Annotated in this window: 24 protein-coding genes; 9 read left to right on the top strand and 15 right to left on the bottom strand. The window is 74.2% G+C overall.

The window, feature by feature from the left end; genetic code table 11:
- Nucleotides 1-33: 33 nt before the first annotated feature.
- The gene (locus ACZ501_RS12760) at nt 34-1,389 is read left to right on the top strand and encodes a helix-turn-helix domain-containing protein (protein ID WP_468794720.1); all 1,356 of its coding nucleotides are present in this window, start codon (nt 34-36) and stop codon (nt 1,387-1,389) included.
- Nucleotides 1,390-1,432: 43 nt separating this feature from the next.
- On the opposite strand, the gene ACZ501_RS12765 is transcribed toward ACZ501_RS12760, so the two are convergent.
- The 4 genes from ACZ501_RS12765 to ACZ501_RS12780 form a co-directional block, all read right to left on the bottom strand.
- On the bottom strand, nt 1,433-2,956 hold the full coding sequence (locus tag ACZ501_RS12765; protein WP_468794723.1) for an MFS transporter: 1,524 nt from the start codon (nt 2,954-2,956) through the stop codon (nt 1,433-1,435).
- Between the two features lie 50 nt (nt 2,957-3,006).
- Nucleotides 3,007-3,585: a TetR/AcrR family transcriptional regulator gene (locus ACZ501_RS12770; protein ID WP_468794726.1), complete on the bottom strand. Its 579-nt coding sequence runs from the start codon at nt 3,583-3,585 to the stop codon at nt 3,007-3,009.
- Between the two features lie 261 nt (nt 3,586-3,846).
- Nucleotides 3,847-4,092 carry a DUF6158 family protein gene (locus ACZ501_RS12775; protein ID WP_361608461.1) on the bottom strand — a complete coding sequence of 82 codons (246 nt, stop codon included), beginning with the start codon at nt 4,090-4,092 and terminating at the stop codon, nt 3,847-3,849.
- A 42-nt stretch (nt 4,093-4,134) separates the two neighbouring features.
- Nucleotides 4,135-5,265 (bottom strand): AI-2E family transporter, encoded by a 1,131-nt coding sequence (locus ACZ501_RS12780; RefSeq protein ID WP_361608463.1) that lies wholly within the window; start codon nt 5,263-5,265, stop codon nt 4,135-4,137.
- Nucleotides 5,266-5,378: 113 nt separating this feature from the next.
- Here ACZ501_RS12780 and ACZ501_RS12785 point away from each other — a divergent pair, with 113 nt between their 5' ends.
- Both ACZ501_RS12785 and ACZ501_RS12790 read left to right on the top strand, forming a co-directional pair.
- Nucleotides 5,379-6,698 carry an MFS transporter gene (locus ACZ501_RS12785; RefSeq protein ID WP_468794729.1) on the top strand — a complete coding sequence of 440 codons (1,320 nt, stop codon included), beginning with the start codon at nt 5,379-5,381 and terminating at the stop codon, nt 6,696-6,698.
- 72 nt (nt 6,699-6,770) lie between these two features.
- Nucleotides 6,771-7,508, top strand: coding sequence for a hypothetical protein (locus ACZ501_RS12790; RefSeq protein ID WP_361608467.1), 738 nt, complete (start codon nt 6,771-6,773; stop codon nt 7,506-7,508).
- Between the two features lie 14 nt (nt 7,509-7,522).
- Here ACZ501_RS12790 and ACZ501_RS12795 read toward each other — a convergent pair whose 3' ends face one another.
- A complete protein-coding gene (locus ACZ501_RS12795; RefSeq protein WP_361608469.1) occupies nt 7,523-7,864 on the bottom strand; it encodes a hypothetical protein in 342 nt (113 codons plus the stop codon).
- 184 nt (nt 7,865-8,048) lie between these two features.
- Here ACZ501_RS12795 and ACZ501_RS12800 point away from each other — a divergent pair, with 184 nt between their 5' ends.
- Nucleotides 8,049-9,557 (top strand): DUF4246 domain-containing protein, encoded by a 1,509-nt coding sequence (locus tag ACZ501_RS12800; RefSeq protein ID WP_468794732.1) that lies wholly within the window; start codon nt 8,049-8,051, stop codon nt 9,555-9,557.
- Here ACZ501_RS12800 and ACZ501_RS12805 read toward each other — a convergent pair.
- From ACZ501_RS12805 to ACZ501_RS12815, 3 genes are all read right to left on the bottom strand, one after another.
- Nucleotides 9,524-9,799 carry a hypothetical protein gene (locus ACZ501_RS12805; RefSeq protein WP_468794735.1) on the bottom strand — a complete coding sequence of 92 codons (276 nt, stop codon included), beginning with the start codon at nt 9,797-9,799 and terminating at the stop codon, nt 9,524-9,526. The genes ACZ501_RS12800 and ACZ501_RS12805 overlap by 34 nt on opposite strands.
- A gap of 142 nt (nt 9,800-9,941) precedes the next feature.
- Nucleotides 9,942-10,610: a response regulator gene (locus ACZ501_RS12810; protein WP_468794738.1), complete on the bottom strand. Its 669-nt coding sequence runs from the start codon at nt 10,608-10,610 to the stop codon at nt 9,942-9,944.
- Nucleotides 10,607-11,794: a sensor histidine kinase gene (locus ACZ501_RS12815; protein WP_361608477.1), complete on the bottom strand. Its 1,188-nt coding sequence runs from the start codon at nt 11,792-11,794 to the stop codon at nt 10,607-10,609. The genes ACZ501_RS12810 and ACZ501_RS12815 overlap by 4 nt, the downstream gene beginning before the upstream one ends.
- 301 nt (nt 11,795-12,095) lie before the next feature.
- Between ACZ501_RS12815 and ACZ501_RS12820 the strand changes: the two genes are divergently transcribed.
- The gene (locus ACZ501_RS12820; protein WP_468794741.1) at nt 12,096-14,255 is read left to right on the top strand and encodes an MMPL family transporter; all 2,160 of its coding nucleotides are present in this window, start codon (nt 12,096-12,098) and stop codon (nt 14,253-14,255) included.
- Nucleotides 14,256-14,321: 66 nt separating this feature from the next.
- Here the strand turns inward: ACZ501_RS12820 and ACZ501_RS12825 are convergent, their stop codons facing one another.
- The 3 genes from ACZ501_RS12825 to ACZ501_RS12835 form a co-directional block, all read right to left on the bottom strand.
- A complete protein-coding gene (locus tag ACZ501_RS12825; protein ID WP_468794744.1) occupies nt 14,322-16,115 on the bottom strand; it encodes an ABC transporter permease/substrate binding protein in 1,794 nt (597 codons plus the stop codon).
- Complete coding sequence (locus ACZ501_RS12830) at nt 16,115-17,176, bottom strand: quaternary amine ABC transporter ATP-binding protein (RefSeq protein WP_362466558.1); 1,062 nt, start codon at nt 17,174-17,176, stop codon at nt 16,115-16,117. The genes ACZ501_RS12825 and ACZ501_RS12830 overlap by 1 nt, the downstream gene beginning before the upstream one ends.
- A gap of 201 nt (nt 17,177-17,377) precedes the next feature.
- A complete protein-coding gene (locus ACZ501_RS12835) occupies nt 17,378-18,343 on the bottom strand; it encodes a SigB/SigF/SigG family RNA polymerase sigma factor (protein ID WP_361610407.1) in 966 nt (321 codons plus the stop codon).
- 253 nt (nt 18,344-18,596) lie between these two features.
- Between ACZ501_RS12835 and ACZ501_RS12840 the strand changes: the two genes are divergently transcribed.
- A complete protein-coding gene (locus ACZ501_RS12840) occupies nt 18,597-18,860 on the top strand; it encodes a MarR family transcriptional regulator (RefSeq protein ID WP_468794746.1) in 264 nt (87 codons plus the stop codon).
- An 86-nt stretch (nt 18,861-18,946) separates the two neighbouring features.
- Nucleotides 18,947-19,348, top strand: coding sequence for a DUF6896 domain-containing protein (locus ACZ501_RS12845; protein WP_468794749.1), 402 nt, complete (start codon nt 18,947-18,949; stop codon nt 19,346-19,348).
- A 5-nt stretch (nt 19,349-19,353) separates the two neighbouring features.
- Here the strand turns inward: ACZ501_RS12845 and ACZ501_RS12850 are convergent.
- From ACZ501_RS12850 to ACZ501_RS12860, 3 genes are all read right to left on the bottom strand, one after another.
- Nucleotides 19,354-20,162 (bottom strand): IS5 family transposase gene (locus ACZ501_RS12850; RefSeq protein WP_468794752.1). Its coding sequence is split into 2 segments (ribosomal slippage): nt 19,354-19,823 and nt 19,823-20,162, totalling 810 coding nucleotides; the frame shifts between segments, so codons are not numbered across the junction.
- A gap of 65 nt (nt 20,163-20,227) precedes the next feature.
- Complete coding sequence (locus ACZ501_RS12855; protein ID WP_468794755.1) at nt 20,228-21,061, bottom strand: GntR family transcriptional regulator; 834 nt, start codon at nt 21,059-21,061, stop codon at nt 20,228-20,230.
- A 133-nt stretch (nt 21,062-21,194) separates the two neighbouring features.
- A complete protein-coding gene (locus ACZ501_RS12860) occupies nt 21,195-22,736 on the bottom strand; it encodes an IucA/IucC family protein (protein ID WP_468794758.1) in 1,542 nt (513 codons plus the stop codon).
- A gap of 243 nt (nt 22,737-22,979) precedes the next feature.
- Between ACZ501_RS12860 and ACZ501_RS12865 the strand changes: the two genes are divergently transcribed.
- On the top strand, nt 22,980-24,443 hold the full coding sequence (locus tag ACZ501_RS12865) for an IucA/IucC family protein (protein WP_468795496.1): 1,464 nt from the start codon (nt 22,980-22,982) through the stop codon (nt 24,441-24,443).
- A 107-nt stretch (nt 24,444-24,550) separates the two neighbouring features.
- Nucleotides 24,551-25,204 carry a class I SAM-dependent DNA methyltransferase gene (locus tag ACZ501_RS12870; protein WP_468794761.1) on the top strand — a complete coding sequence of 218 codons (654 nt, stop codon included), beginning with the start codon at nt 24,551-24,553 and terminating at the stop codon, nt 25,202-25,204.
- Nucleotides 25,205-25,349: 145 nt separating this feature from the next.
- Here the strand turns inward: ACZ501_RS12870 and ACZ501_RS12875 are convergent, their stop codons facing one another.
- Nucleotides 25,350-25,778 (bottom strand): DUF8189 domain-containing protein, encoded by a 429-nt coding sequence (locus tag ACZ501_RS12875; protein WP_361611139.1) that lies wholly within the window; start codon nt 25,776-25,778, stop codon nt 25,350-25,352.
- Between the last annotated feature and the right edge of the window lie 19 nt (nt 25,779-25,797).

The following is a 25,797-nucleotide window of genomic DNA, read 5'->3' on the forward strand; positions in this document are numbered from 1 at the left end:
TTGCAGGTCCCGGGGTCACAACAGGGGGAGTTCATGGACGAACCGGCCGAGATCGGCCGCAGGGTGCAGCGGCTGCGCGCCGAACGCGGGCTCACCCAGCGGCAGTTGGCGGAGCCGTCGTACACCCCGGCGTACGTGTCCACCCTGGAGGCGGGCAAGGTGCGCCCCTCGGAGACCGCGCTGCGCTTCCTCGCGGAACGGCTCGGCACCTCGTACGAGGAGCTCGCCACGGGGCGGCCGGCCCGGCTGGCCGCCGAGCTGCGGCTCGCCCTGACCGACGCCCAGCGCACCCTGGCCACGGGCCCGGCGGAGGAGGCCGCGGCCGAGTTCCGGCGGCTGCTGGCCGAGGCGGAGCGGCTGGACCTGGCCGACGAGCGGGCCGAGGCGCTGCTCGGACTCGGCGACTGCGCCCTGGAGGCCGGCGAACTGGCCGGGGCCGCCCGGCACTTCGAGGCGGCGGAGCTCCTGCTGGCGGACGAGCCGCTGCCGCGCCGGGCCCGGCCGATCCGGGGCCGGGCCGTCGCCCACCTGCTGGCCGGGGAGCTGCGGTACGCCTGCTACCTGCTGGAGTCGGCGATCGACGCGCTGAACGCGGGCGGGCTCGGGGATCCGGAGGCCCTGGTGCTGCTGTACTCGGCGGTCATCGGCCCGTACATCGACATGGGCGCCCACGCCCGCGCGGCCCATGCCGCGGAGCTGGCGCTGGCGCTGGCTCCACAGGTCGGGGATCCGGCGCTGGTGGCGGGGATGCACCGGCAGGTCGCGCGGACCTTCCTCACCGAGGGCCGCGTCGCCGACGCCGACGCCTCGCTGGCCAAGGCCCAGGCGGTCTACCGCCAGCTGCGGCTGCGGACCGACCTGGCGCACTGCCACTGGATGCGCGGCTACGTCCAGGCGCAGCACGGGGAACTGGCGGCGGCGGAGCGGGAGCTGCGGATCGCCCGGGAGATGCTGACGGAGCGGCGGGCGGCGCTGTACACGGCGCAGGTGGAGGTGGAGCTGGCCGACGTGCTGCGCCGCCTGGGCCGGTACGAGGAGGCGGCCGAGCTGGTCTCGGGACTGCTGGAGGAGGGTGCGGGTCCGGGGGCGGTGCACGCGGGAGGCGCGCACCGGCTGCTGGGGCTGATCGCGCAGGAGCGCGGGGAGGCGGAGGCCGCCGAGGAGCACTACGTACGGGCGCTGGCCCTGCTGGAGCGCAGCGGGGCGGGCGGGGACCTGGCGGACGTGTGCCGGCTGCTGGGCGACCTGCTGCGCCGGGCGGGGCGTACGGAGGCGGCGATGGACGCCTACCGCACCGGCCTCGGCCACCGGGCGACACCGGGCACGACCACCCTGGGTCCGGCCCCGGCCGCCCCGGCGTACCCGGCACCGCTCCCGGCGCCGCGCTGAGGCGGCTGCGGGAGCGGTACGGGCGGGCCGTGCGGACGGGCGGTCAGTGGTTCTCGGTGGGCTGGAGGTCCCGCGGGATCAGGGCCCAGGTCGTGGCCGCGGCGGCGACGGCCAGGGCCGCGGCCATCAGGAACGCCGGGGTGATCGCCAGGGTGTAGGCGTGCGAGGCGGTCTCCAGGAGGGCCTGGCCGACGGTGCCGCCGAGCCGCTCGGCGGTGTGCGCCGCCTCGCCGACCGAGTCCCGTACGGCGCCCGCGGCGGGGCCGTCGAGGTCGAGCACCGGCAGGTTGCCCCGGTAGAGGGCGGCGGCGGTGGTGCCGAGGACGGCGACGCCCATCGCGGAGCCCAGTTCGTAGCAGGTCTCCTCGATGGCGGCCGCGCTGGAGACCTGGTCGGCCGGCGCGGCGGAGACCAGGGTCACCGAGGCCACCGTCGTCGCGATGCCGGCGCCGAGCCCCATGACGGTCAGTCCGGCCGCGAAGGCCGGGTAGCCGGGCTCGGTGAACTGCTGGACGGTCCAGGGCGTCGCCATTCCGGCGGCCAGGACGACGAGTCCGGCGCCCAGCACGTGCCGGATCGGATAGCGGGCCATCAGTGCGGGCGCCACCATCGAGGCGCAGATCAGCGCCAGCGGCGCGGGCAGCAGGCGGATGCCGGCCTCCAGCGGGGTGTAGCCCTGGCCGTACTGGAACCACTGGGTGACGAGGAAGAGGACGGCGCCCATGCCCACCATCGGCAGGAAGATCGCGGTGGCCGCGACGCTGAAGGCGGGCTTGGTGAACAGCCGTACCTGGAGCAGCGGCTCGTCCACGCGCAGCTGGCGGCGGACGAAGACGGTGAGCGCGAGGGCGGCGAGGGCGAGCAGGGCCCAGGGCAGCGGGTCCGCGATGCCGCTCTTGCCGAGCTGCTTGATGCCGCCGGCGAGGGCGAGCATGCCGGTGACCGACTGACCGACGCCCCACCAGTCCCAGCGGCCGGTGCCGCGCGGAGCGCGCGATTCGGGCAGGTAGCGCAGGCCCGCCGCGACGATCAGGGCGGCGACGGGGAGGTTGAGCAGGAAGGCGGAGTGCCAGCCGTGGTCCTGGACGAGGAGGCCGCCGATGACGGGTCCGAAGGCCATGCCGCCGCCGAACACGGCGGCCCAGACGGCGAGGGCGAAGGCACGTTCCCCGGCGTCGGTGAAGACGCTGCGCAGGATCGACAGGGTGGACGGCATGATGGCCGCGCCGCCCACGCCGAGCAGGGCGCGGGCCGCGATGACGTGCCAGGCCTCGGTGGAGAAGACGGCGATCAGCGAGGCGGCGGAGAAGATGCCGAAGCCGGCCATGAGCAGCCGCTTGCGGCCCCAGCGGTCGCCGAGGGCTCCGGCGGTGACCAGGAGCCCGGACAGGGCGAGGGCGTAGACGTCGATGATCCACAGCTGCTGTACGGCGCCGGGCTGGAGGTCGGCGACGAGCGAGGGGAACGCCACGTTCAGGATCGTGGTGTCCATGGAGATGAGCAGGAGGCTGCCGGAGAGGATCGCGAGGACGATCCAGCGCCGCGGGTCCTGCGTGGGGGTGTGCATGGGGTTCCGTTCGGGGTCGTGCACGGGAGGGAGCCGCCCGGGGCGGCGGATCAGGCTTCGGGGCCGGGGGGCGGCCAGGGGGGCCGCGCTCCCCCGAGGAAGGACGTCCGGACGAGGTGTCCGATCCGGCGGGGGGCCAGGTGGCCGTCGCGCACGCCCTCGGCGGCGGCGTCGAGCAGGCCCCAGAGCGAGTACCAGATCCAGTACGGCGGAAGGTCGGCGCGCAGCCGGCCCAGCCGCTGGCCGAGGGCGAGGAAGCGCAGGGCCCGCTGGTCCTGGCGCTCCAGCCCGGCCTTGAAATCGGGGTCGGCGAGGACGGTGGCGTCGCGCGAGGTGAACCCGTACAGGTGGGCGGCGGGCAGCAGGGCCACGACCAGCTCCTCGAGCGCGGCGTCGAAGGCCGCCGCGTCGGCGGTGGCCCCGGGCAGGTCGGCGTGGGCCAGGCAGCCGTCGACGACGTGGATGGCCCGGACGGCCACGGCTTTGAGCAGGGCCTCGCGGGTGGCGTAGCGGCGGCTCAGGGTGGCCCGGCTCGTGCCGATGCGGGCGGCGATCTGGACCATCGAGGCGCTGTGGTCGCCCGCGAGGACGCGCGCCGCGGCGTCGAGCAGTTCTTCTTCGGGCACCATGATGAGCCTCCTTCGCCTCGAATGATACAGAGCTGTCTCACTCGACGCAAAGATGACTCATGAACGGGGTCTGCTTGGGTCTGCTTGGGTCTGCTTGGGGTGCGCTGACTCAGGGCGCCTGACGACGCCCGCGTTGCGGCGCGCACCTCCCGCGGCACGGGCGGGTTTCGCGGCGCCGCCGCAGGGCACAAGCCCACTGCCGCCCCGCGCATTCGCGGGGCGGACCAGTTCTACGGGCGCCGCTGACCGGCCTGCCGGCCCTCAGTCCTCGCCCTGGGTGCGGGCGCGGGCGCCCGAGCGGGTACGGCCCGCGGTGGGGGCCCGTTCCGGGTGCCGGCGCACGTACTCGTCCTCCAGCTCCTTGAGCCGCTGGGTGTGCGTGGCCAGCGCGTCGTCCGAGCCGTGCAGCAGGGTTTCGTGGCGCGTGCGGTGGATGGTCTCCAGCTCCCTCAGCAGCCGGCCGTCCTCCAGTTCCCGCGCCGCCGGTCCGGCGGCGTGCTCTGCCATGGCAACCACCTCCACGTCCTACGGTAAGCGGGCCGGGGACGGTCAGCCGTCCGGGCGGGAACGCGGCCCCTCCCGCGGCCCCTCCCGCTGTCCCTCCCCCGCCTCCCGCCGCGGCGGATCCGGCGCGTCGCCGGCCCCGCCGGCGTGGGCGCGCAGGGCGCAGCGCACCGACCAGACCACTGAGACCAGGGGCACCGCGACCACCGCCCCGACCACCCCGGCCGCGATGGCCCCGGCGATCACCGAGACCGCCACCACGAGCGGGTGCAGCCGCACCGCCCAGCTCATCACCAGCGGATGCAGCAGGTGCCCCTCGATCTGGCCGATCACCACGATCAGCGCGATGACCACGCCCGCGATCAGCGGCCCCCTCGCCGCCAGCGCGACCACCGCCGCGACGGCGAGCGCGACGGGGGACCCCACCAGGGGGACGAAGGCCGCGAAGAACTCCAGCAGCGCCAGCGGCAGGGCCAGCGGGACCCCGAGGAAGTAGAGCGCCAGCCCGACGAGCACGGCGTTGGTCGCCGCGACCAGCACGATCCCGTGCGTGTACCCGGTGAACGTGCGCCAGGCCGCGCGCCCCGCGACTCCCACCCGCCCGCGGGCCCGCTCGGGCAGCTGGCCGCAGAACCACGCCCACTGCCGGGTGCCGCCGTGCAGGAAGAAGACCGAGGAGAACACCGCGAGGGCCAGCACGGTGAGGACCTGCACCACGTGGCCGGCCCCGCTGACGGCCGTGTCCAGCAGGGTCGAGCGGTGCTCCGAGAGGTACGCGCCGGCCTTGGACTGGAGGCCGGAGAGCGCCCCGGGGTGCAGCCGGAAGGGCGGGCCCTCCAGCCACCCCTCGATGCTGGAGAGGCCCTCGCGGAACTCGCGGACCAGGGTGGCGCTCTCCCCTGCCACCGCTTCGCCGACCAGGGCGAGGACGCCCAGCAGCAGGACGATGCTCCCGACGAGGCTGATGGCGACGGCCGCGGAGCGGGGCAGGACGCGGGCCAGGCCGCGGGTGGGCGGTGACAGCAGCGCCGTCACGACGAGGCCGAGGAAGAGCGCCACGCCGATCTCGTGGAAGCGGCCCAGCAGCGAGAAGACGGCGTAGACCGCCACGCCGACGACCAGCAGGCGCCAGGCGTGGGCCGCGGCCGTACGCAGGAACGGGGACACCGGCGGCATGACCCATGCGTGCCACCGCCGGCGGCCGCTGCCACGCTCCACGTGCCGTTTTGACCCGTCCGGGGTGGAAAACGCGTTGCCCGGGCGGGTGCGGCGGCGCAGGATGGTCCGCCGTGAGCAGATCCCGCCTGGCCTCCGTCCTGCCCGACCTCGCCCCCTGGCGTTCCAGCCGTGACTTCCGGCTGCTGTTCTTCCAGGGCGCGGTCACCTTCTTCGGCTCCTTCATGGCGATGATCGCCCTGCCGCTCCAGATCAAACACCTGACGGACTCGCCGCTGGCCGTCGGCGCCATGGGTGCGGTGGAGCTGGTCCCGCTGGTGGTCTGCGGGCTGTACGGCGGCGCGCTCGCCGACGCGGTGGACCGGCGGCGGCTGATCCTGCTGACGGAGGCCGGGCTCGGGGTGCTCGCGCTGGTGCTCCTGGTGAACTCGCTGCTGCCGCATCCGCTGCTGTGGCCGCTGTACGTGGTGGCGGCGGGGGTGTCGGCGCTGACGGGCCTCCAGCGTCCGGCGCTGGACTCGCTGATGGCGCGGATCGTGCCGCACGACCAGCTGAGCGCCGCGGCCGCGCTCAACGCGCTGCGCTACCAGTTCGGGGCGATCGCCGGCCCCGCGCTGGCCGGAGTCGTCGTCGCGTACGCCGGATACCCGTCGGCGTACGCCGTGACCGTGGCGGGGTTCGCCGTGTCGGTGGTGCTGTGCGCGCGGCTCGATCCGGCGCCACCGGTCGGGGGCGGGGAGCGGCCCTCGCTGCGGGGCATCGCCGAGGGCGCCCGGTACGCGTGGGGGCGGCCGGTGCTGCTGGGGACGTACGCCGTCGACCTGGCGGCGATGTTCTTCGCGTTCCCCAACGCCATCTTCCCGTTCCTCGCCGACGAGCTGGACGCCGTGTGGGCGCTCGGCCTGATGTACGCGGCGGGAGCGGTGGGCTCACTGGTGCTGGGGCTGACCAGCGGCTGGGTGTCGCGGGTACGGCGGCACGGGCTGCTGGTGGTCTTCGGCGCCGCGGCGTGGGGGCTGGCGATCGCCGCCGCCGGCTGGTTCACCGCCATCTGGCCGGTGCTGCTGTGCCTCGCGGTGGCGGGCGCCGGCGACATGCTGAGCGGGCTGGGCCGGTCCACCATCTGGAACCAGACGATCCCGGAGGAGCTGCGGGGGCGGCTCGCGGGGATCGAGGTGCTCTCGTACAGTGTCGGGCCGCAGCTCGGGCAGGTCCGGGCGGGCACGATGGCCGGCTGGACGGGTACCCGGCCGGCGTTCTGGAGCGGCGGCCTCGCGTGCGTGGCGGCGGTGGCCCTGCTGGCCGCGGCGCTGCCGAAGCTCGTCTCCTACGACGCGGACACCGACGAGGACGCGCTGCGGCGCCGGGCCGCGCGGGAGGCGCAGCCGCAAGGACAGCCGGACCCGGCGGGCGCGGCGGGCGCGGCGGCCTGAGCGGCGGCGGCCCGGCGCCCGAACGGCGGTGTTCGCGGTGCGCGCGGCGGCCGGGGCCGGGAGGGTGACGGCATGGGCGACTGGTGGTACCGCAACATCCTGGAGCCGGGGAAACTCCCGCTGCTCCTGGCGCTGTCGGCGTTCGTGGTGACCTTCGCGGTGACCCGGGTCGTCACCCGGATGATCCGGGCAGGGAAGGGGCCCTTCCGCAATGTCACGCCGGGCGGCCTGCACGTGCACCACTGCGTCCCCGGGGTGATCCTGATGACCGTCGGGGGCTTCACCGCGATCGCGGGCGGCCGGACGGGGTGGGGCTCCTGGGTGGCGGCCGTGCTCTTCGGGATGGGGACGGGGCTGGTCCTGGACGAGTTCGCGCTGATCCTGCACCTGAGCGACGTCTACTGGAGCGAGGAGGGCATGCTCAGCGTCGAGGCCGTGGTCATGACCTCGGCCCTGGCGGGGCTGCTGCTGTGCGGGTTCGTCCCGCTGGGCGTGGACGGGCTGAGCGAGGACCAGCAGGAGAACCGGCTGCTCTTCGGGGCCACCGTGCTGGTCAACCTGCTGCTGGCCGCGGTGGCGCTGCTCAAGGGCAAGCCCAGGCTGGCGATGATCGGGGCGATCGTGCCGCTGATCGCCCTGATCGCGGCGGTCCGGCTGGCCCGGCCGGTCTCGCCGTGGGCCCGCCGCTTCTACGGGCGCCGGCCCCGGACGCGGGCCCGGACCCTGAAGCGGGCGTACCGGCACGACCGGCGCTGGAGCGGGCTGGAGCGCCGGATCGGCCACCTGATCGGCGGCGCGCCCCACCCCTGAACCGCCCCGCGCGCTCAGGCCGGGGCGCCGGCCCCGTCGAGCTCCCACGCGTGGCGCTTGAACTCCCGGCGGAAGTCGGCGTGGTCCTCCCACTGGCGGGCGATGCCGCGCAGCACGTCCCAGTGGTGCTCCACCGACTGGTCGATGACCTTGCGCACCAGCGGTTCGGCCGTCTCCCGCGTCGCGATGAGCCCCTTGACCGCGGAGGCCTCCAGCACGCTGTTGCGCAGCGCGCGCAGGGCCCGGGAGGTGTCGTCCATCGCGAAGCCGCGCTCACTTCCGGTCTCCGCGTCGAACAGCGGCGTCAGCCGCGCCTCGATGAACGCGGTGATCCGCTCGAAGTGCTGCACGTCCATCAGGGTTCTCCCGTTCCCGCGGGGTCGGCGCGGGGCGCGACCCCGCTCATCGATGCTGCTCGCAGGTGTTCAGGTGCAGGATACGAGGAGATCCACACCGGCGGCGACGGGGACCACGGCTGCGCTGTCGGTCCGCTCACGTATTCTTCCCGCCACCGCACACCGACTCGGAGGACCAGAAGAGTTGACCGGCCTGTCTCCCTTCCCGCTGCCCTTTCACGCTTCCCGTTCCATAGCGTTCGCGACGCCCCGAACGCTGCGGGAACTGCAGATGATGCAGTGCAGCGCCCACATCCGGTCGAAGCCGGGGTGGTTCGACAAGATGAACGATGCCGGGGTCGTCGCCCGGTGGACGCGGGAAGCGGTCGCCCAGGGCCTCACCGAAGCGCAGGTCCGCTACGTCCTGGCCGAACTCGCGCACTACGCCGCGCTGCGGGACGGACGGACCGGCGTCGAGGTGTCGGCCGTCGACGGGGTGTGGCAGTCGGACGCGCTGGTCGACGACGCGCTCAGGTCCCGGCTGCGCGAGGCGGTCCGGGTCCTGGAAGAGGTCCCCGCATCGGAACAGGACTGGCATCCCGGATCCGACGGCCAGGTACTGGACCTGGTGCATCCGTCGATGTTCTGCCTGGTGCGCGACGTGAGCGGTGCGCCGGAGCGGGCTTGGCAGAACCCGACGGACCGCTACTCGAAGTACGAGTTCTCGGAGAAGTTCCAGTGGCTGCCCACGGACGTCGACGTCAGCGAGGACGGCGGTGTCGCCTTCCGTTCGTACGTCAACAACGTCCACCCGACCGACCATCGCGAGCTGGCCTCCGTCCTGCCGGACGTGTTCGCGCGCCTGCTCCCCCTGCTGGAGAACGTGCTCACCGATCTGCGCCATCCGCGGCCCCTGCGGATCGAGGCCGATCCCTACGGGTGGTACGACTCGGAGCCGGAGCGGCCGGACAGGGCCGCCCACGGCGACGAGAAGGCCTACGCGGAGGCGGTGCGCGCGTGGGAACTGGCCCAGGACGACTGGTGGGAGAACCGCCGTCCGGTCCTCCCGGACGCCCCGGTCTTCACGCCGCCCGAGCTGCCGGACGCGTCCGCCCGCGTCGACCTGCGCGGCCGCCGTCTCCAGGTCATCGTCAAGCTCGCCACCGTGCACCTCACTCCGGACAAGCCGGAGTACCCCGGCGGTTCCTGGCACGTCGAGGGGATGTTGAACGAGCGGATCGTCTCGACCGCCATCTACTACTGGGACAGCGAGAACATCACCGAAAGCCGGCTGGCCTTCCGGGCGGCACTCGACGACCCGGACTACGAACAGAACGACGACAACGGCGTGCGCGAGGTCTACGGCCTGGAGGACGAGGACGCGCTGAACCAGGTGCTGGGCTCGGCGTCGACCCCGGCGGGCCGCGCTCTGGCGTTCCCGAACGTCCTGCAGCACCGCGTCGGCTCGTTCCGCCTCGCGGACCCGGCCCGCCCAGGACATCGCAAGATCCTCGCGTTCTTCCTGGTCGACCCTTCGGAGAACATCGTCTCGACGTCCGATGTGCCGCCGCAGCAACCGTGGTCGCAGACGTCGACCATGACGCTCGACCAGGCGAAGGAGTACCGCGAACAGCTCATGCGGGAGCGCAAGTTCTTCGTCGACGAGCACAACGAGCAGCTCTACGAGCGGGAGTTCTCCCTCTGCGAGCACTGAACCGGCGGGGTGACGGCCAGGACGGGCGGGGCCGGGGAGGTCCAGCGGTGGCCGCAGGGGTCGAAGGCCAGCACCACCGGTTCGCCCGGGCGCTGGCGCCAGGAGATCCGCTCGGGTGCGGCCGCGCACCGGGGGCAGGCCGGCAGGGGGGAGGAGGCCGGCGGCGAGGCCGGCGGGCCCGGGTCGGTCCGGCACTCGGGCGCCGCGGCGGGTACCGGCGGCGCGGTGTGCGGATCACGCATGGGGGCTCCCTGGTCCGGCGGCTGTGCTCCTGGCACTGTGCCATGCGGGGAGCTCCCGGCGCACCGGCGGATCATCCAGTGTTCTGGCTGGTCAGACGTGCGACAGCCAGGGGGATTCCGGGTCTCTGCGGGCACTTGGTGATCAACCGCTCCTCCGCTCCGGTTCCACCAGGCCCGTCTCGTACGCGGCGATCACGGCCTGCGCGCGATCGCGCACGCCCAGCTTGCCGAAGACCGCGGTGATGTGGTTCTTGACCGTGGAGACGCTGATGTCCAGTTCGGCGGCTATGGCCGCGTTGTCGAGGCCTCCGGCGAGCAGCCGCCAGATCTCCAGCTCGCGCGGGGTGAGCCCGGCGGGGGACGCGGGGGCGGGGCGGGGCGCGCGCGGGACGGACCGTACGTAGGTGGAGATCAGCCGGGTCAGCAGTCTGGGGGCGACGGCGGCCTCCCCGGCGTGGACGGTGCGGACGGCGGCGGTCAGCTCCTCGGGGGAGACGTCCTTGGGCAGGAAGCCGTAGGCGCCGGCGCGCAGGGCGGCGACCACGTACTCGTCCATGTCGAAGGTGCTCAGCGCGAGGACCCGGGACTCGGGCCGGGCCGCCGCCAGCTGCCCGGTGGCGGCCACCCCGTCCAGGACCGGCATGCGGATGTCCATCACCACCACGTCGGGCCGCAGCCGCCGGGCGAGGGCCACGGCCTCGGCGCCGTCCGCGGCCTCGCCGACGACCTCGATGTCCGGGTCGGGTGCCAGGATGAGGGCCAGGCCACGCCGTACCAGCGGCTGGTCGTCGGCGATGAGGACGCGGATCATCGGGTGGGTTCCTCTCGGAGCGGGTCGTTCTGGTCGTGGGGGGCGCCCCCGTCGGGCTGCAGGGGGAGGCGGGCCGCGACCCGGAAGCCGCCGTCCGCCCCCGGGGCGGCCTCCAGGGTGCCGCCGTGCAGGGCCACGCGTTCGCGCATGCCGACGAGGCCGTGGCCCCCGCGCCGGGAGGGGGCACGGCGGCCGGCGCCGTCGCGGGGGCCCTCGTCGCAGACCTCCACGGCGACCTCGTCCGGGCGGTACGTCAGCCGTACCCGGGCGGGGGCGTTCCCGGCGTGCTTGCGGGTGTTGGTCAGGGCCTCCTGCACGACGCGGAACACGGTCAGGCCGACGGTGGGCGGCAGCGGGCGGGCCGGGCCGCTCACGCTGAACTGCGTGTCCATCCCGGCGAGGCGGGACTCCGTGATGATCCGCTCCAGGTCCCCGGCGCCGGGCTGCGGGGCCGGCGGCGCGGTCTCCGGCTCCTCGCCGGCCCGCAGGACGTCGAGCAGCTGCCGCATCTCGGTGAGGGCCAGCCGGCCGGAGTCCTCCAGGGTGACCAGGGCCTCGCGGGCCGCCCCGGGGTCGTGGGCGAGGTTGGCCCGGGCACCGCCGGCCATGAGCTGCATGGTGGTGATGTGGTGGGCCACGATGTCGTGCAGTTCCCGCGCGATGCGGCGGCGTTCCTCGGCCACCGCCCGTTCGGCGATCAGGATCCGTTTGGCCTCGGTCTCCTGCTGCCAGCGCCTGGCCAGGAGGCCGGTGGTGAGGACGAGGAGGGTGGCGCCCGTGTTGGCGAGCAGGCCGAAGCCGTCGCCGAAGGGCAGGCCGCCCTGTCCGAGGCTGACCAGGGGCGCCGTGGCGAGGGCGGCGAGGACCATCGCGACGGGCCGGCAGGCCACGGCGACCGAGTACAGGGCGACGGCCGGGGTCAGGCCGAAGTGCGGGGAGACGGAGGCGGTCAGGTTCACCACCGCGCCCAGGACCAGGACCGCCGCGAGCGTCACCAGCGGGTGACGGCGCCGGGCCAGCAGGGCCATCGCCGAGGCCACCACGCAGAACGCCGCCGTGACTTCGAGGGACACGCCCTCGAACTGGGTCTCGAAGGCGAAGCCCGTGAGGTCCACGGCCGCCGCGCCGACCGCCACCAGGGCGTCGTTGCGCGTCCACGTCAACCTCTCGGCCTGCGTGCCCATCGTCCGGTCCCTCCTTCACGGACCGCCCCGGGGCCGCCCTCCCGGGATCCATTCTCACACCGGTCCCGGGCCGGGACAGCGGCCGCGGGGACCGGTCCCGACCAGGACCAGGGTCCTGGTCGGGGCCGCATCCCGGACCGTGGTCCCGAGGGCGTTCTCCTCCTCCACCAGGACGTTTTCCCGTCCGGCCGCTGATGGTCTGGTAACCGGCCGGGCAATCCGGCCGGTCCGCCACCGACGACACCGGAGGAGAACAGTGATCCGCGCCCTGACGGGATGCTCGACGAGAAACGCATGGAAGGTGATCGCCCTCTGGGCGGTGCTGGGCATCGGGCTGGCGATCCTGGGCCAGGTGTTCGTCTTCCGCGCCACCCAGCCCGGCAACGACGGCTTCCTGCCCGCCTCCTACGATTCGGCGGCCGCACTGCGGATCTCCGAGGAGCATTTCGGCGCCCGGTCGGACTCCGACCCGCTGACGGTCCTGGTGGCCCGTACGGACGGTGCTGCGCTCGCCGCGCCCGACGAGCGCAGGATCGAGGAGGTGGCGCAGCGGCTGGCTCGCAAGAAGGTCGTCATGCCCAGGACGGAGGAGGACCCGCCGTTCACGCAGGACCACTCCCAGGTCCCGCGGATCGGCGCGGGGACGACGGCCCCCGACCGGTCCTTCCGGCTGCTGTCCGTGCAGCTGGAGGGCAATCCGGAGGACCCCGGGGTGCAGAGCACGTACAAGGAGTTCCGCGAGGACGCCCGGGCCGCGTTCGGGGAGGCCGGCCTGCGGACGGGGTTCACGGGCGGGCTGGCCGCCACGGTGGACACCGCCGACGCCGAGAAGACCCGGTCGACGGTGGTCGGCGCGGTGGTCCTGGGGCTGATCGTGCTGCTCCACGTCCTGGTGTTCCGCAGTGTGTTCGCCGCGCTGCTGCCCCTGCTCGCGGTGACCATCGTGGGCGGCGCGGCCGTCGGCGCGGTGGTGCTCGGGTCGATGGCGAGCGGGATCCGGCTGGCACCCTCCACTCCCGGGCTGATCAACGTGGTGCTCATGGGCATCGGCATCGACTACTTCCTCTTCCTGCTGTTCCGCTTCCGCGAGCAGCTGCGGAACCGGCCCGGGCAGAGCGGGCGCGCGGCGGCGGCCGAGGTCGCGGGCCGGGTGGGCACGGCCGTCACCTCGGCGGCCCTGACGATCGTCGCCGCGTTCGCCACGCTCGGCATCGCCTCCTTCGGTCAGTTCCGCGTGCTGGGCCCGGCGATCGCGGTGTCGGTGCTGGTGATGCTGCTGGGCAGCCTCACCCTGATGCCGGCGCTGCTGGCCGTGACCGGCCGGAAGATGTTCTGGCCCTCGCGCGCCCTGGACCGCGCACCCCGCGAGGGGGTCGCGGGCCGGCTCGGCCGGCTGACGGCGCGGCGTCCGGTGGCGCTGGTCCTCGCGTCGGTGGCGCTGCTCGGCGCGCTGACGGCGGGCCTGGCCGGCATCCGCATGGACTACGGCCAGTCCGGCGCGGGCGGTGAGCGGACCGCCGCCGTGGAGACGGCCGAGGAGATCTCCCGCGCCCTGCCCGCCGGGGTCTCGGACCCGACGAGCGTGCTCGTCGCCGCCACCGACGGCGCTCCGCTCCGTGTGGAGCGCGTGGCCGGGCTGGCCGGGGCGCTGGCCCGGGTGCCGGGCGTGGGGCAGGTCGTTCCGACCGTTCTGAGCCAGGACGGGAAGGCGGCCAGGATCGACCTGCTGCTGGCCGTCGAGTCCGGCGGGCAGCAGGCCCGCGACCTGGTCTCCGGCCCGGTCCGGGAGACGGTGCGCAAGAACCTGCCGGCGGGGACCGAGGCCCATGTCGGCGGTACCGCTTCGGTGTTCGCGGACATCGCGGTGGCCGTCGACAAGGACCTGAAGGTCATCTTCCCGGTGGCGGCGGTGCTGATCGCCGTGATCCTGCTGGTGCTGCTGCGGAGCGTGCTCGCGCCGGTGGTGCTGATGCTGGCGGTGGGACTCGGCTTCGCGGCGACGCTGGGGGCGTCGGCCCTGGTCTTCCAGCACGGGCTGGGACGGCCGGGCGTGGACTTCACGCTCCCGCTGGTGCTGTTCCTGTTCGTGGTGGCGCTCGGTACCGACTACAACATCCTGATCGCCGACCGGGTGCGGGAGGAGATGGAACGGCCCGGACCGGCCCGGGAGGCGGTGGCCCGCGCCGTACGGCACACGGCGCCCGCCATCGCCACGGCCGGGCTGGTGCTCGCCGCGTCCTTCGGCAGCCTGGCGGTGAGCCCGCACGCCGGGACGCAGCAGACCGGGTTCGCCACGGCGGTCGGGATCCTGCTCTCCGCCCTGCTCCTGTCGGTGGTCCTGGTGCCCTCGCTGGCGGCGCTGCTCGGCCGCTCGCTGTGGTGGCCGCTGCGGCCGCGGGCACATGACGGGGAGCACCGGACGGCGCCGCCCGCGCAGGCGGAACGGCTGCCGGTCGGCTAGCAGGCCGCGAGCACGGGGGGCGCGGCTGGGACGGTACGTCCCGGCCGCGCCCCCGCGCGTGTCCGGTCAGGGCAGGTCCGCGACCTCGGGGTGGTCGGTCAGCCAGGCGCGGACCGCCTGCTGTTCCCTGCCCTTGCCCATCTCTTGGATCTTCGCCTCCAGTCCGGTGAGCTGGGCCTCGGTCAGCTTGAAGGACTTGAGCCAGCCGGCGATCTCCGGCTCGTCGGCGGCGAAGCCCTTGCGGGCGAGGGTGTGGATGCCGTCGCCCTTGCCCCAGACGCCCTTCGGGTCGGCCAGTTTGGCCAGGTCGTACGTGGAGTAGGCCCAGTGCGGGGACCACAGCACGCTGACGACCGGTTCCTGCTTCTCGTAGGCCCGCTTCAGCTCGGCGAGCATGCCGGGGGTGGAGCCGTCGACGACCTGGTACTCGCCGTCGAGGCCGTACTCCTTGAGGACCTTCTCCTTCAGGAGGGACATGGCGCCCGCGCTCGGCTCGATGCCGATGATCCTGCCCTTGAACCGGGCCCCCTTGCCCTTGAGGTCGGCGAGGGACCGCACGTCCTTCACGTACGAGGGGACGGAGAGCTCGATGGAGGTGGGCCCATACCAGGTGCCGAGGTCCTCCAGGCGGTTCCCGTACTTCTCCCAGTACTGGGCCTGGGTGACGGGGAGCCAGGAGTCGGTCTGGAAGTCGACCTGGCCGCCGGCGAGCCCGGTGAACAGGGCGCCCAGCTCCAGCTGGCGTGCGTCCACCTGGTAGCCGCGGCGTTCCAGCAGCTCCTTCCACAGGAAGGTGGAGGCGATGCCCTCGTCCCAGGGGATGTAGCCGATGCTGACCTCGCGGCCCTTGCCGGTGTTCCGGGCGCCGGGCGCGGCGGTGGTCTCGGCGGAGTCGCCGAAGGTGCTCAGTCCGCCGGCGACGAGGGCGAGGACGACGGCCGCGGTGACGGCGTACGCGGGCTGCGGGCGGTGGTTCCACAGCCGGGCCGTACCGCTCGCGGCGGACCGGGCCAGGGCCTGCGCCCGGCGGCCGACGGTGGAGACCTGGCGGCCGAGGGCCCCGGTCATCCGGTCCAGGTACATGGCGAGGACGACGATGGACAGGCCCGCCTCGAAGCCGAGGCCGATGTCGACGCTGCCGATGGCGCGGTACACGGCGCCGCCGAGGCCGCCGCCGCCGACCATGCCGGCGATCACGACCATGGAAAGGCCGAGCATGATGACCTGGTTGACGCCCGCCATGATCGTGGGCAGGGCGAGCGGCAGCTGGACGCGTACGAGGGTGTCGCGCGGGGTGGTGCCGAAGGCGTCGGCGGCCTCGACCAGCTCGGCGTCGACCTGGCGGATGCCGAGCTCGGTCATACGTACGCCCGGCGGCAGCGAGAAGACGATCGTGGCGATGATGCCGGGGACCACGCCCACGCCGAAGAAGATGATGCCGGGAATGAGGTAGACCATCGCGGGCATGGTCTGCATGAAGTCGAGTACGGGCCGCAGGGCGGCGCTGACCCTGTCGGAGCGCGAGGCCCAGACGCCGAGCGGGAGTGCGAACAGCAGCGTGGCGAGGGTGGCGACCAGGACCAGGGACAGGGTGGCCATGGCCTCGTCCCACAGGCCGACGGAGTCCACGAGCGCGAAGGCCGCGAAGGAGAGCAGGCCCGCGAGCAGACCGCGCAGCCACCAGGCGGCGACGGCGAGGAGCCCGGCGAAGAGCAGCGGGGCGGGGGCGGACAGCACGGCGTCGATGCCGTCGTAGAACCCGCCGACCAGGGCGCTGATGGTGTCGAAGAGCCAGGACAGGTGGCGCTGGAGGAAGTCGACGGCGCTGTCGGCCCAGGCTCCGATGTGCAGGCGGGGCATCAGGCGGCCACCTCCGCGCAGGCCACGGGGGGCCGTTGTTCGTCCCCGATGAAGGCGACGAGCCGGTCCTTGGGCACGGAGCCGACGACGGCGCCGTCCTCTCCGGTGACGGCGACCGGGTGGGGGACGCGGGCGCTGACGGCGCAGAGGTCGGCGAGCGGGGTGTCGGCGCTGACGGTGGGGCAGCCGCAGGCGTCCGCCGCGCCGGGCGCCTCGTCCATGACGGCGTCGGCGGTGAGCACGCGGGAGCGGTCCACGTCCTGGACGAAGGAGGCGACGTAGCGGTCGGCGGGGCGCATGAGGATGTCCTCGGCGGTGCCCTGCTGGACGATCCGGCCGTCGCGCATGACGGCGACCCGGTCGCCGAGGCGCATGGCCTCGTTGAGGTCGTGGGTGATGAAGACGATGGTCTTCTTCAGGGTCCGCTGGAGTTCGAGCAGCTGGTCCTGCATGTCGCGGCGGATCAGCGGGTCCAGCGCGCTGAAGGACTCGTCCATCAGGAGCAGGTCGGCGTCCGTGGCCAGGGCGCGGGCGAGGCCGACGCGCTGCTGCATGCCGCCGGAGAGCTCGTCGGGCCAGGAGTTCTCCCAGCCGCCGAGCCCGCACAGCGCCAGCGCCTCGGCGCCCCGCCGCTCGCGCTCGGCCCGGGGGACGCCCTGGACCTCCAGGCCGTAGGCGGCGTTGGCCAGGACGTCGCGGTGCGGGAAGAGCGCGAAGTGCTGGAACACCATGGAGATCCTGGTGGAGCGTACGCGGCGCAGCTCGCGCGGGGTCAGCCCGGTGAGGTCCTCGCCGTCGAAGAGGATGCGCCCGGAGGTGGGCTCCAGGAGCCCGTTGAGCATCCGCAGGAGAGTGGACTTGCCGGAGCCCGACAGGCCCATGACGACGAAGATCTGGCCGGGCTCGACGCGGAAGGAGGCGTCGATCACGGCCGCCGTGGTGCCGTCGGCGCGCAGTTCCTCGCGGTCGGCGCCGCCTTCGAGCGCGCGGACCGCGGCCGCCTGGCGATCGGGGCTTCTGGCGAACACCTTGTAGACGTGCTCGGCCTGGAGCGTGGACACATACACCTCGCGGGTCGTACCGGATCCGGCCCGCCGCCGTCAGGCCGCGGGCCGGGGAGCGGGGCGGGATCGGCCCGCGCGGTCCGCGCCCCGGCCACCGGCCGCGGACGTGGTTCCACTCCAGCGGCCCGGCTGCCCGGCCTTCGCTCTGGCAAACGGCGAAGTGATCCAACTCACGCCGCGAGGTGTACGGCGGGACCGTCAGGCCGGGCGGCGCCCGGACTCCGGGCCGAGGTCGGCCAGCATGGAAGTCCGCAGGTGGGAGAGGAGCCGGGTCAGGAGTCGGGAGACCTGCATCTGGGAGATGCCCAGGGCGGCGCCGATCTGGGCCTGGGTGAGCTCTTCGCCGAAGCGCATCCTGAGCATGGTGCGTTCGCGTTCGCTGAGCCGCTCGAGCAGCGGGGCCAGGGTCTGGATGTCCTCGACGAGCTCCAGGGCCGGCTCCTCCTCCCCCAGCACCTCGGCGAGGGAGTGGCCCTCGGTGGGGCCGTCGCCGTGCTCGCTGTGCGGGGCGTCCAGGGAGCCGCTGGTGTGGCCGTTGGCGGCGACCAGACCCTCTATGACCTGCTCGTCGGTGAGGTCGAGGTGTGCGGCGAGGTCGGCGACGGTGGGCGAGCGGTCGAGCCGGACCGTCAGCTCCTCCTTCGCCTTGGCGATCTCGATGCGCAGCTCCTGGAGCCGGCGCGGGACGTGGACGGCCCAGGCGGTGTCGCGGAAGTGCCGCTTGATCTCGCCCGTGATGTAGGGCATGGCGAGGGTGGCGAACTCGTTCTCGCGGGCCGGGTCGAACCGGTCGATGGCCTTGATCAGGCCGATGGTGCCGACCTGGACGATGTCGTCGACGTCCCCGGCGGCGCCTTCGGCGCGGCCCCGGAAGCGGCGGACCGCGTACTGGACCAGGGAGGCGTTCATCTCGATCAGGGTGTTGCGGACGTACTGGCGCTCGGCAGTGCCCTCGGGCAGTTCGCGCAGGCGCTCGAAGAAGACCTTCGACAGCTCGCGCGCGTCAGCCGGGGCCACTTCCCTGGGCTCGTCGATCCGGGGCAGACCCGCCTCGCGGGCTGCGGCGCGGCCGCTGCGCGGACCGGGCAGCGGGGCCGGGCAGCCGGCGGCGGAGTCGTCCGTGGCGGGGTCGGCGGTATGGAAGGGGTGGGCGGGTACCGGCATGGGGTTCGCTCCTTGGGCTGGTCGGCTTGCGGCGCGGGACCTTGACAGTCCTCGACTCTGGACTGCTTCGGCTCGCACGTCAAGAAATACCGGAAATACTTTTCGCGTCTTGTATCACGTGAAACCTGTGCCGCATCATGACCGCATGGGAAGTACAGTGAGCCGACATAACTGGACATTTCTCACAAACCACGCACGCGTCCTGGTGACCATCGCCCGGGACCCCGGGGCGCGGCTGAGGGATGTCGCCTTGGTGTGCGCGCTCACTGAGCGCACCGTCCAGGCGATCGTGACCGACCTCGAGGCGGACGGGTACCTGCGGCGCCTGCGGGACGGCCGGCGCAACCGCTACGAGATCTCGCCGGGCGCCATGTTCCGGCACCCGGCCGAGGCGGGGGTGCAGGTGGACGGCCTGCTCGCCCTGCTCACCGGCGCCCCCGCCGCCGGGAAGGCCGTCGCACCCGGCGTGTCCCCCGGTCTGGCCGGAGCGGCGGCGGGGCCCGACGTGCCTAACTGATCGTTTCAGAATGCCGTCCTGCGGAGACCCTGGCGGCCCCATGGAACAATCCCTTCAGCCACGGGCTCAGGGGGGAACGACGCCGTATGGAACAGGTTGTGGCTGTGCGAGGCCTCGTGCTCGGTTACGTCCGCGCTCTGAACGCGATTGATGAGGCCATGAGGGTGGCGATCCCGTCTCTTGAGCGACTGTCAGATGTCCTCGGCCTGGCCCGTTCGCGCCGGATCGGCCGGAGTGGGCGCATCGGCACCTACTCCTATACGGTTCATGGGGCAGGGTGCCGTTTCGTCAGCGACAACGGCACTGAGGTCGATGTGGACTTCGCAGCCGACGGGAACGAAGTCTTCGACCTCTGGCGGCTGCGCTGGTATGGGCTGAGCCTGCCGGAGCCTCTTAACGTCACGGATCAGGACCTGCGGGCTGCAGTGCAGTCGCTGCAACCGCTTCTGGACGAGGTGAGGCCGGGGTGGTTCAGCGTAGCCAGCTGATCGCTTCAGGATGAGGTTCGCAGGCGACGCAGGCATATGAGGCTGCAGGCCAGTTCGAGCAGACCCTGGTGGAGATCGGCGCGTCGCTCGTAGCGGGTGCGGAGCCGTTTGAACTGGTGCAGCCAGGCGAAGGCTCGCTCGACGACCCAGCGCACCTTGCCGAGTCCGGAGCCGTGGGCGACGCCGCGTCGGGCGATCAGGGGTTTGATGCTCCGCTTCCACAGCAGGCGGCGGTACTTGTCGAAGTCGTAGCCCCGGTCGGCATACAGGCGCCGGGGCTTACGGCGGGGACGTCCCCGGAGTCCCCGGATCGGTGGGATGGCGTCCAGAAGCGGCAGGAGCTGGGTGACGTCGTGCCGGTTGCCGCCGGTCAGGGTGACGGCGAGCGGGGTTCCGTGGCGGTCGACAATCAGGTGGTGCTTGGAGCCGGGGCGGGCGCGGTCGACGGGTGAGGGGCCGACGTGATCCCCCCTTTGAGGGCCCGGACGTGCGACCCGTCCACGGAACACTCGTCCAGGTCCAGCAGACCCGCGCGGCGCAGCTCGGTCAGCAGGGCGGCATGCAGGCGTGGCCAGACGCCGGCCTCGGTCCAATCCCGCAGCCGACGCCAGGCCGTCACCCCGGAACAGCCCACCGTCTCCGCGGGAACATCACGCCACGCGACACCCGTCCGCAGCACGAACAGGACTCCGGCGAGGGCCACTCGGTCAGGAACACGCAACCGCCCGGGATAGCGGCGGCGCCGCTCGGGAGCGGGCGGCAGCAGCGGAGCCACCCGCTCCCACAGGTCGTCCGGAACAAGATCGGCACGCACCCCGGACACCCTGCCGACCAAGATCGCCGAGCACAAGACCCGCGGCTCCACTCATTCTGAAACGATCAGTAAGTGACGCGGAACCCGATCGCCTCGGGCTCGCGGTGGAAGGTGAGCCGGTCCCAGCCGCTGAAGGCCAGGTCCGTGACGGCGAGCAGCCGTCCCGATCCGTCGTGCACGGTGCGGCGTACGGACAGCCCGCAGACGGGCGGCGCGGCGGCCGCCGGGCGGCTGGTGCGGGTCATCGTGATCGTTTCGCACGTCCGGCCGCGGGCGGCGGCCCGCTCCAGCCAGAGGTGCAGCGGCCGCAGGTCCTCGCTGAGGGCGCCGTCCGGCCGGCCGAGGTAGGCCGCCAGCTCCGGGGTGGCCGCGACCGTGCGCGGGCAGAGGTACGTCACCGTGTGCCGGAGCGTCTCCCCGCCCGGGCCGGAGACGTGCTGGTGGTGGACCAGGGTGCGCTCCCCGCCGCTCATCCCGAGCAGCGCGGCGAGGGAGGGCGGCACGGTGACGAGGGTGAGCCGGTCCCGGGTGAGGCGCGCGCCGGCCGGCTGCGTCCGGGCCGCCGGAGGCCGGGTGAGGGCCGGCTGCGCGGGCGCCGGCCGGGCCGCCCGGGACGTGGCGGCGGGCGTGGCGGCGTCGGGGCCCTCGCGGCGCGGCGCCGGGGCCGCGGGCCTGGTGCCCCGGCGGCCGGTGACGACCAGCCCGTCGGCGCGCAGTTCCTGGAGCGCGGCGCGGACGGTCTGCCGGTTGACCCCGTAGCGGGCGGCCAGGGCCCGCTCGGAGGGCAGCCTGCCGCCGGGTGTCCGGGCGGCGCGGTCGAGTTCGTCCCGCAGCTGTGCGGCGATCCGCTGGTACTTGGGCATGGCGGCCGGGCCGCCGCCCCGCGAAGGGGAGGGCATGGCTTCTCCTCTGACGGGTGGTCAAGGACTGCGCGGTCTGCCCGACCAACCTAGCATTGGTCTATACCTTTCGGCAGGACGTTGCCGCCGCCCCGACCACCTTGGCCGAATCCCACGCCCGGGCGGCCTCCGCTCACTCCCCCCGCAGCGGGTTGGGCAACGGCAGGTAGCGCGCATCGGCGCCGTCCGCGCGCGTCCAGCGCAGCAGCAGGTTCGTCTTGGCCGGAAGAGAGGGGGCCGCGAGCAGCTCCGCGACCTCCGGCAGGCCCCCGTGCTCGGCGTCGTAGCGCAGCAGCTCCTCGCGCACCGCCGGCCACACCCGTCCCGCCGCCCCGGGGTGCCGTTCGGCCACGGCCGCACCCACCTCGGCCAGGTGGTTGACGACCAGGCAGTACACGAGCCGCTGCCAGGCAGCCTCGCGCGGCAGGTCGCCGGGGAGCTTCACTCCCTCCGCGTCGCGGAAGAGCGCCTGCACGGGCACGCCCCGGTCGTCCACCGCGACCAGGCAGTTCTGCAGGTGGGCCTCCAGCACGATCCCGTGCCGGGCGAACAGGTCCAGGACCGGGGGCACGACATGGCGCAGGTACGCCCGCCACCATGCGGCCGGGTCGGGCGCGGCCTCGAGCGGGCTGCCGGTGAAGCCCTCGGCGAGCGCGGCGGCCAGCAGCGGCGTCGCCCCCGCCGCCACGCCCGTGCGCAGGCCGTCGCGGACGAGGACGGCGAGCTCCTCGAAGGCGAAGGCGGCGGTGCGGTACCCGCGGTCGCTCAGCCACACCGCGTTCGAACCGGTGCGGCGGCGCATGCCGTCGAAACCGGCCCCGACGGCGGAGTCGGTGCGGCGCAGCGCGAGCAGGTCGTGGCGCCACAGCCGGCGCACGTCGTTCGTGATCCGCACGTCGAGGCTGAACTTGGCGAACAGGTCGGCGTCCGGACCGGTGGCGTACACGGTCCGCACGGAGGCGGTGGGCCACACCGGCAGCCGGGTCGGGCCGAGCCGCAGCAGGCGCCCGTCGGCGAAGGCCTCCCGCACCTCCGGGCGTCCGGCGACCAGCTCCAGCTGCCACGGGTGCGCGGGCAGCGCCCGGTACCCGGCGGGCGGGCGCGGGCCGTCGAGGATCCCGGCCAGCGCGTCGACCGCCCCGGCGGCGGCCGGGCCGCCCTCCTCGGCCACCTGGTCCTCGCGCAGCCCCAGCATCACGAGCGGGAAGCGGGCGTGCGCCTCGGGCGCGTACGGCAGCCAGCTCGTGGCGGGGGCGCCGCCCCGGGCCTTGGGGGCCGGGTGGTGCGGGTGGCCCATCACCAGGGCCTGCTCCGAACGGACGTACGGGTCCTCGGGCTCCTCGGCGTCCGCCCGGGCGGCCAGCAGCGCGGCGACGGCCTGGCGGCTGTCGCCGATCTCGCCCGGCAGCTCGTCGTTGGAGACGCCGGTGTACCGGTGCAGTTCGTCGGAGGTGAGCTTGACCAGTTCCGCGTGGCTGAGCGGACGCCAGCCGTCCGCGGTGTGCAGCTCCGGGCCGGACGGGCGGCGGCCGCCGCCGACCCGCAGCAGCCGGCCGCTGCCGCGCAGCCGGTGCACCTGCCCGCCCTCGGCTTCGCCCACCTCCCGCAGGAGGCAGTTCAGCAGCGGGGCTGCGCTGTAGGCGTCGGCGGCGGTGTCGATGTCCACTGGTTCCATTCGATGCGTCTCCGGTGCGCCGGCGGTTCGCGGGTGGGACGACCGGCGGTGATCTTCAGTATCCGCGATGATGACGTGATCATCGGGTAGGCGATCCGAGCAGATCGATCCGAAAGGAACGGACCCCTGGACCGCAGCAGGCAACCTTCCCCGCCCGCCGCCGGACACTCCTCCGGCGCCCGGCCCTCCCCCGCCGTCGCGTCCGTCCCCGCCACCGCCGCCGAAGAGGCCGTCGCGGGCGCGCTGGCCGGCCTGCGGCCCGGGCTCGGGGCCGCGTACGAGGCCTCGCTGGGCGGTGCGCGCTCCGCCGTGCTGACCCGGCTGTGGCGGGCGCTGGCCTTCGAACCGCTGCCGTGGGTGGCGGGCCGGGAGCACGGGCCGGACTCGCTCACGCTGCGGCTGGCCGGGGGCGGCCGGCTGGAGGGGCCGCGCGCGGACCCGTACGCGACGGGTTCCCGCGTCGGCGAGGTGCGGCTCGACGGGCGCCCCTACCGGCAGGCGGCCCGGCTGGTCGAGGCGCTGCGGGTGCCGCACGGCGCCGCCTTCGCCGCCGAACTCGACGACAGCACCGCTTCCCTGGCCCTGTCCCGGGCCGGGCAGCCGCGCGGGCGGGCGCCCGAGCCGCGGGCCGGGTGGGAGTGGGAGCAGCGGGTGGTGGACGGCCATCCGTACCACCCCAACTGCCGCTCCCGGCCCGGTTTCACGGTGGCCGAGCAGCTGGCGTACGCGCCGGAGCACCGGCCGCTGGTGGGGCTCGGGCTGGTCCCCGTACGGGCGCGGGAGTGCCTGGTCGTCGGGGAGTGGCCCGAGCACCTGCGCGACGGGGACCGGGTGCTGGTGCCGGTGCACCCCTGGCAGGCTGAGCACGTCCTGAAGGGCGAGGAGGTGCTGCCCGGGATCGCCGCGCACCCGCTGATGGCGCTGCGCACGCTCGCCCCGGCGGCGGGGGGCCCGCACGTGAAGACGGCGCTGAGCACCCGGCTGACCTCCTCCGTCCGTGACATCTCCGCCTACTCGGTCGAGACGGCGGCCGAGGTCTCCGCCTTCGCTCACGCACTGGCCGAGCGGCTCGACGGCCGGCTGCACGTCACCCGGACCCTGGGGGCGGCCACCGCGTACAGCGCGGACCTCGCGGCGGTGCTCCGCGAGCCCCCGGAGGCGTACGCGCGGCCCGGCGAGCGGGTCGTCCCGGTGGCGGCGCTGGCGGGTACGGACCTCGCCCGGTCGGCCGCCTGGCAGGCCGCCTTCGCCCGGCTGGCGCTGTCGGTGTGCCTGCGGGTGCTGGACCTCGGGGTGGCGCTGGAGGCCCACGGGCAGAACCTGCTGGTGGTGCTGGGGCCCGACGGGAGCCCGCTGCGGCTGGTCTACCGCGACCTGGCCGACATCCGCATCAGCCCGGCCCGCCTGGCCCGGCACGGCCTGCCGGTCCCTCCGCTGGCGGGCCGGCTCGTCACGGACGACGAAACGGTGCTGCGCCGCAAGCTGTTCGGCTCCCTGGCGGCGGGCGCCCTCGCCTCGACGGCGGGCTCCGCCGAGGCCTTCGGCGCGGCTCTCGCGGCCGGGCTGGACGGCGCGGCGCCCACCGCCGACGCGCGGGCGCTGCGGAGCGGGCCGCTGCCGGTGAAGGCGCTCACGCTGATGCGGCTGAGCCCGGGGGTGCCGGGCGACCAGTGGGCGGAGCTGCCCTCGCCCCTGGCCGGGGACTGACGGAGGCCGGACGCGGCGAGGGCGGGGGGTGCGGCGACGCCGGGCAGGGGCTGGGAGGAGGCCGGGCGGGGTGAGGCGGGCGGCCGGGCGGGCTACTGTTCAGGGGCATGACAGAGACCTCGCGCCTCAGTGCCGTCCGGGCGTCCTACGACGCCGTCGCGGTCGACTACGCCCGGCTGCTGAGCGGCGAACTGGAGAGCCGGCCCCTGGACCGGGCCGTCCTGCACGCCTTCGCGGAGTACGTGCGCGGCGGGACCGGCGGGGCGGTCGCCGACCTGGGCTGCGGCCCGGGCCGGGTGACGGCGTACCTGGACGGGCTGGGCGTACGGGCCTTCGGCGTCGACCTCTCCCCCGCGATGGTGGCGGTGGCCCGGCGCAGCTATCCGGGGCTGCGGTTCGAGGTGGGCAGGATGGCGGGGCTGGACATGGCCGACGGGGTCCTGGGCGGGGTCCTGGCCTGGTACTCCACCGTGCACACGCCGCCGGGGGAGCTGCCCGTCGTCTTCGCGGAGTTCGCCCGGGTCCTGGCGCCCGGGGGCCACGCGCTCGTCGCGTTCAAGGCCGGGGAGGAGCGGCGACGGCTGGAGCACGCCTACGGGCACCAGGTCGACCTCGACGTGTACGAGACCCCGCCGGAGCTGGTCGCCTCGCTGCTGGCCGGGGCGGGGCTGGTGGAAGTGGCCCGGACGGTACGGGCGCCCGACGCGGAGGAGAAGGGGCCGCAGGGGTTCCTGCTGGTGCGCAAGGAGCCGGCCGCCTGAGCGGAAGGGACGCCGGGGCCCGGGGGTGTGGCCGCGCGCGGCGCGCGAGCCGGAGCGATGGCCGCGCGCCGCGCGGTGGGGGGCCGGGCCGACGCGTCGGAGGTGAAGCCGCCGCGCCCGCCCGGTGCTCGGGGGGAGGGGCCGGTCAGCTCTGCCAGCCGGTCCAGCTGCCGCTGCTCAGGCGGTGGCGGTACCAGCGTTCGCCGTCCATGCCGACGACGGAGATCGTGGGGGTCCAGCTGTTGCCGCCCTCGACGCGGACGCCGCTGCGGACGGAGCCGCCCATCGACACCCACTCGGACCAGCCGCCGCCCGCGAAGCTGTAGCGGGTCCACACCGCGAAGTCGGTGCCGACGATGAACACCTGCCGCTGCCCGTTGGGGTAGGTCAGCCAGGCCTCCCCGTACTCACAGATGTAGTCGCCGCCGAGCCCGGAGACGTGGCAGTAGCCGGCCGCGGCCGCCGGGGCCTGGCCCTGCGCCGGCGCGGCCGTGGCCGCACCGGTCAGCGCCACGCCCACGAGGGCGAGGGTGGAGGCCGCCAGGGCCGAGGCACGGACGATGGATAAAGCCATGAGGTGACTCCCGTTTCCC

The organism is Streptomyces sp. NPDC034085, from assembly GCF_055575555.1.

Coding starts and splice junctions, on each gene's coding strand:
- ACZ501_RS12760 (WP_468794720.1), top strand. CDS start 34: ATGGACGAACCGGCCGAGATCGGCCGCAGGGTGCAGCGGCTGCGCGCC.
- ACZ501_RS12765 (WP_468794723.1), bottom strand. CDS start 2,956: ATGCACACCCCCACGCAGGACCCGCGGCGCTGGATCGTCCTCGCGATC.
- ACZ501_RS12770 (WP_468794726.1), bottom strand. CDS start 3,585: ATGGTGCCCGAAGAAGAACTGCTCGACGCCGCGGCGCGCGTCCTCGCG.
- ACZ501_RS12775 (WP_361608461.1), bottom strand. CDS start 4,092: ATGGCAGAGCACGCCGCCGGACCGGCGGCGCGGGAACTGGAGGACGGC.
- ACZ501_RS12780 (WP_361608463.1), bottom strand. CDS start 5,265: ATGCCGCCGGTGTCCCCGTTCCTGCGTACGGCCGCGGCCCACGCCTGG.
- ACZ501_RS12790 (WP_361608467.1), top strand. CDS start 6,771: ATGGGCGACTGGTGGTACCGCAACATCCTGGAGCCGGGGAAACTCCCG.
- ACZ501_RS12795 (WP_361608469.1), bottom strand. CDS start 7,864: ATGGACGTGCAGCACTTCGAGCGGATCACCGCGTTCATCGAGGCGCGG.
- ACZ501_RS12805 (WP_468794735.1), bottom strand. CDS start 9,799: ATGCGTGATCCGCACACCGCGCCGCCGGTACCCGCCGCGGCGCCCGAG.
- ACZ501_RS12810 (WP_468794738.1), bottom strand. CDS start 10,610: ATGATCCGCGTCCTCATCGCCGACGACCAGCCGCTGGTACGGCGTGGC.
- ACZ501_RS12815 (WP_361608477.1), bottom strand. CDS start 11,794: ATGGGCACGCAGGCCGAGAGGTTGACGTGGACGCGCAACGACGCCCTG.
- ACZ501_RS12825 (WP_468794744.1), bottom strand. CDS start 16,115: ATGCCCCGCCTGCACATCGGAGCCTGGGCCGACAGCGCCGTCGACTTC.
- ACZ501_RS12835 (WP_361610407.1), bottom strand. CDS start 18,343: ATGCCGGTACCCGCCCACCCCTTCCATACCGCCGACCCCGCCACGGAC.
- ACZ501_RS12845 (WP_468794749.1), top strand. CDS start 18,947: ATGGAACAGGTTGTGGCTGTGCGAGGCCTCGTGCTCGGTTACGTCCGC.
- ACZ501_RS12855 (WP_468794755.1), bottom strand. CDS start 21,061: ATGCCCTCCCCTTCGCGGGGCGGCGGCCCGGCCGCCATGCCCAAGTAC.
- ACZ501_RS12860 (WP_468794758.1), bottom strand. CDS start 22,736: ATGGAACCAGTGGACATCGACACCGCCGCCGACGCCTACAGCGCAGCC.
- ACZ501_RS12870 (WP_468794761.1), top strand. CDS start 24,551: ATGACAGAGACCTCGCGCCTCAGTGCCGTCCGGGCGTCCTACGACGCC.
- ACZ501_RS12875 (WP_361611139.1), bottom strand. CDS start 25,778: ATGGCTTTATCCATCGTCCGTGCCTCGGCCCTGGCGGCCTCCACCCTC.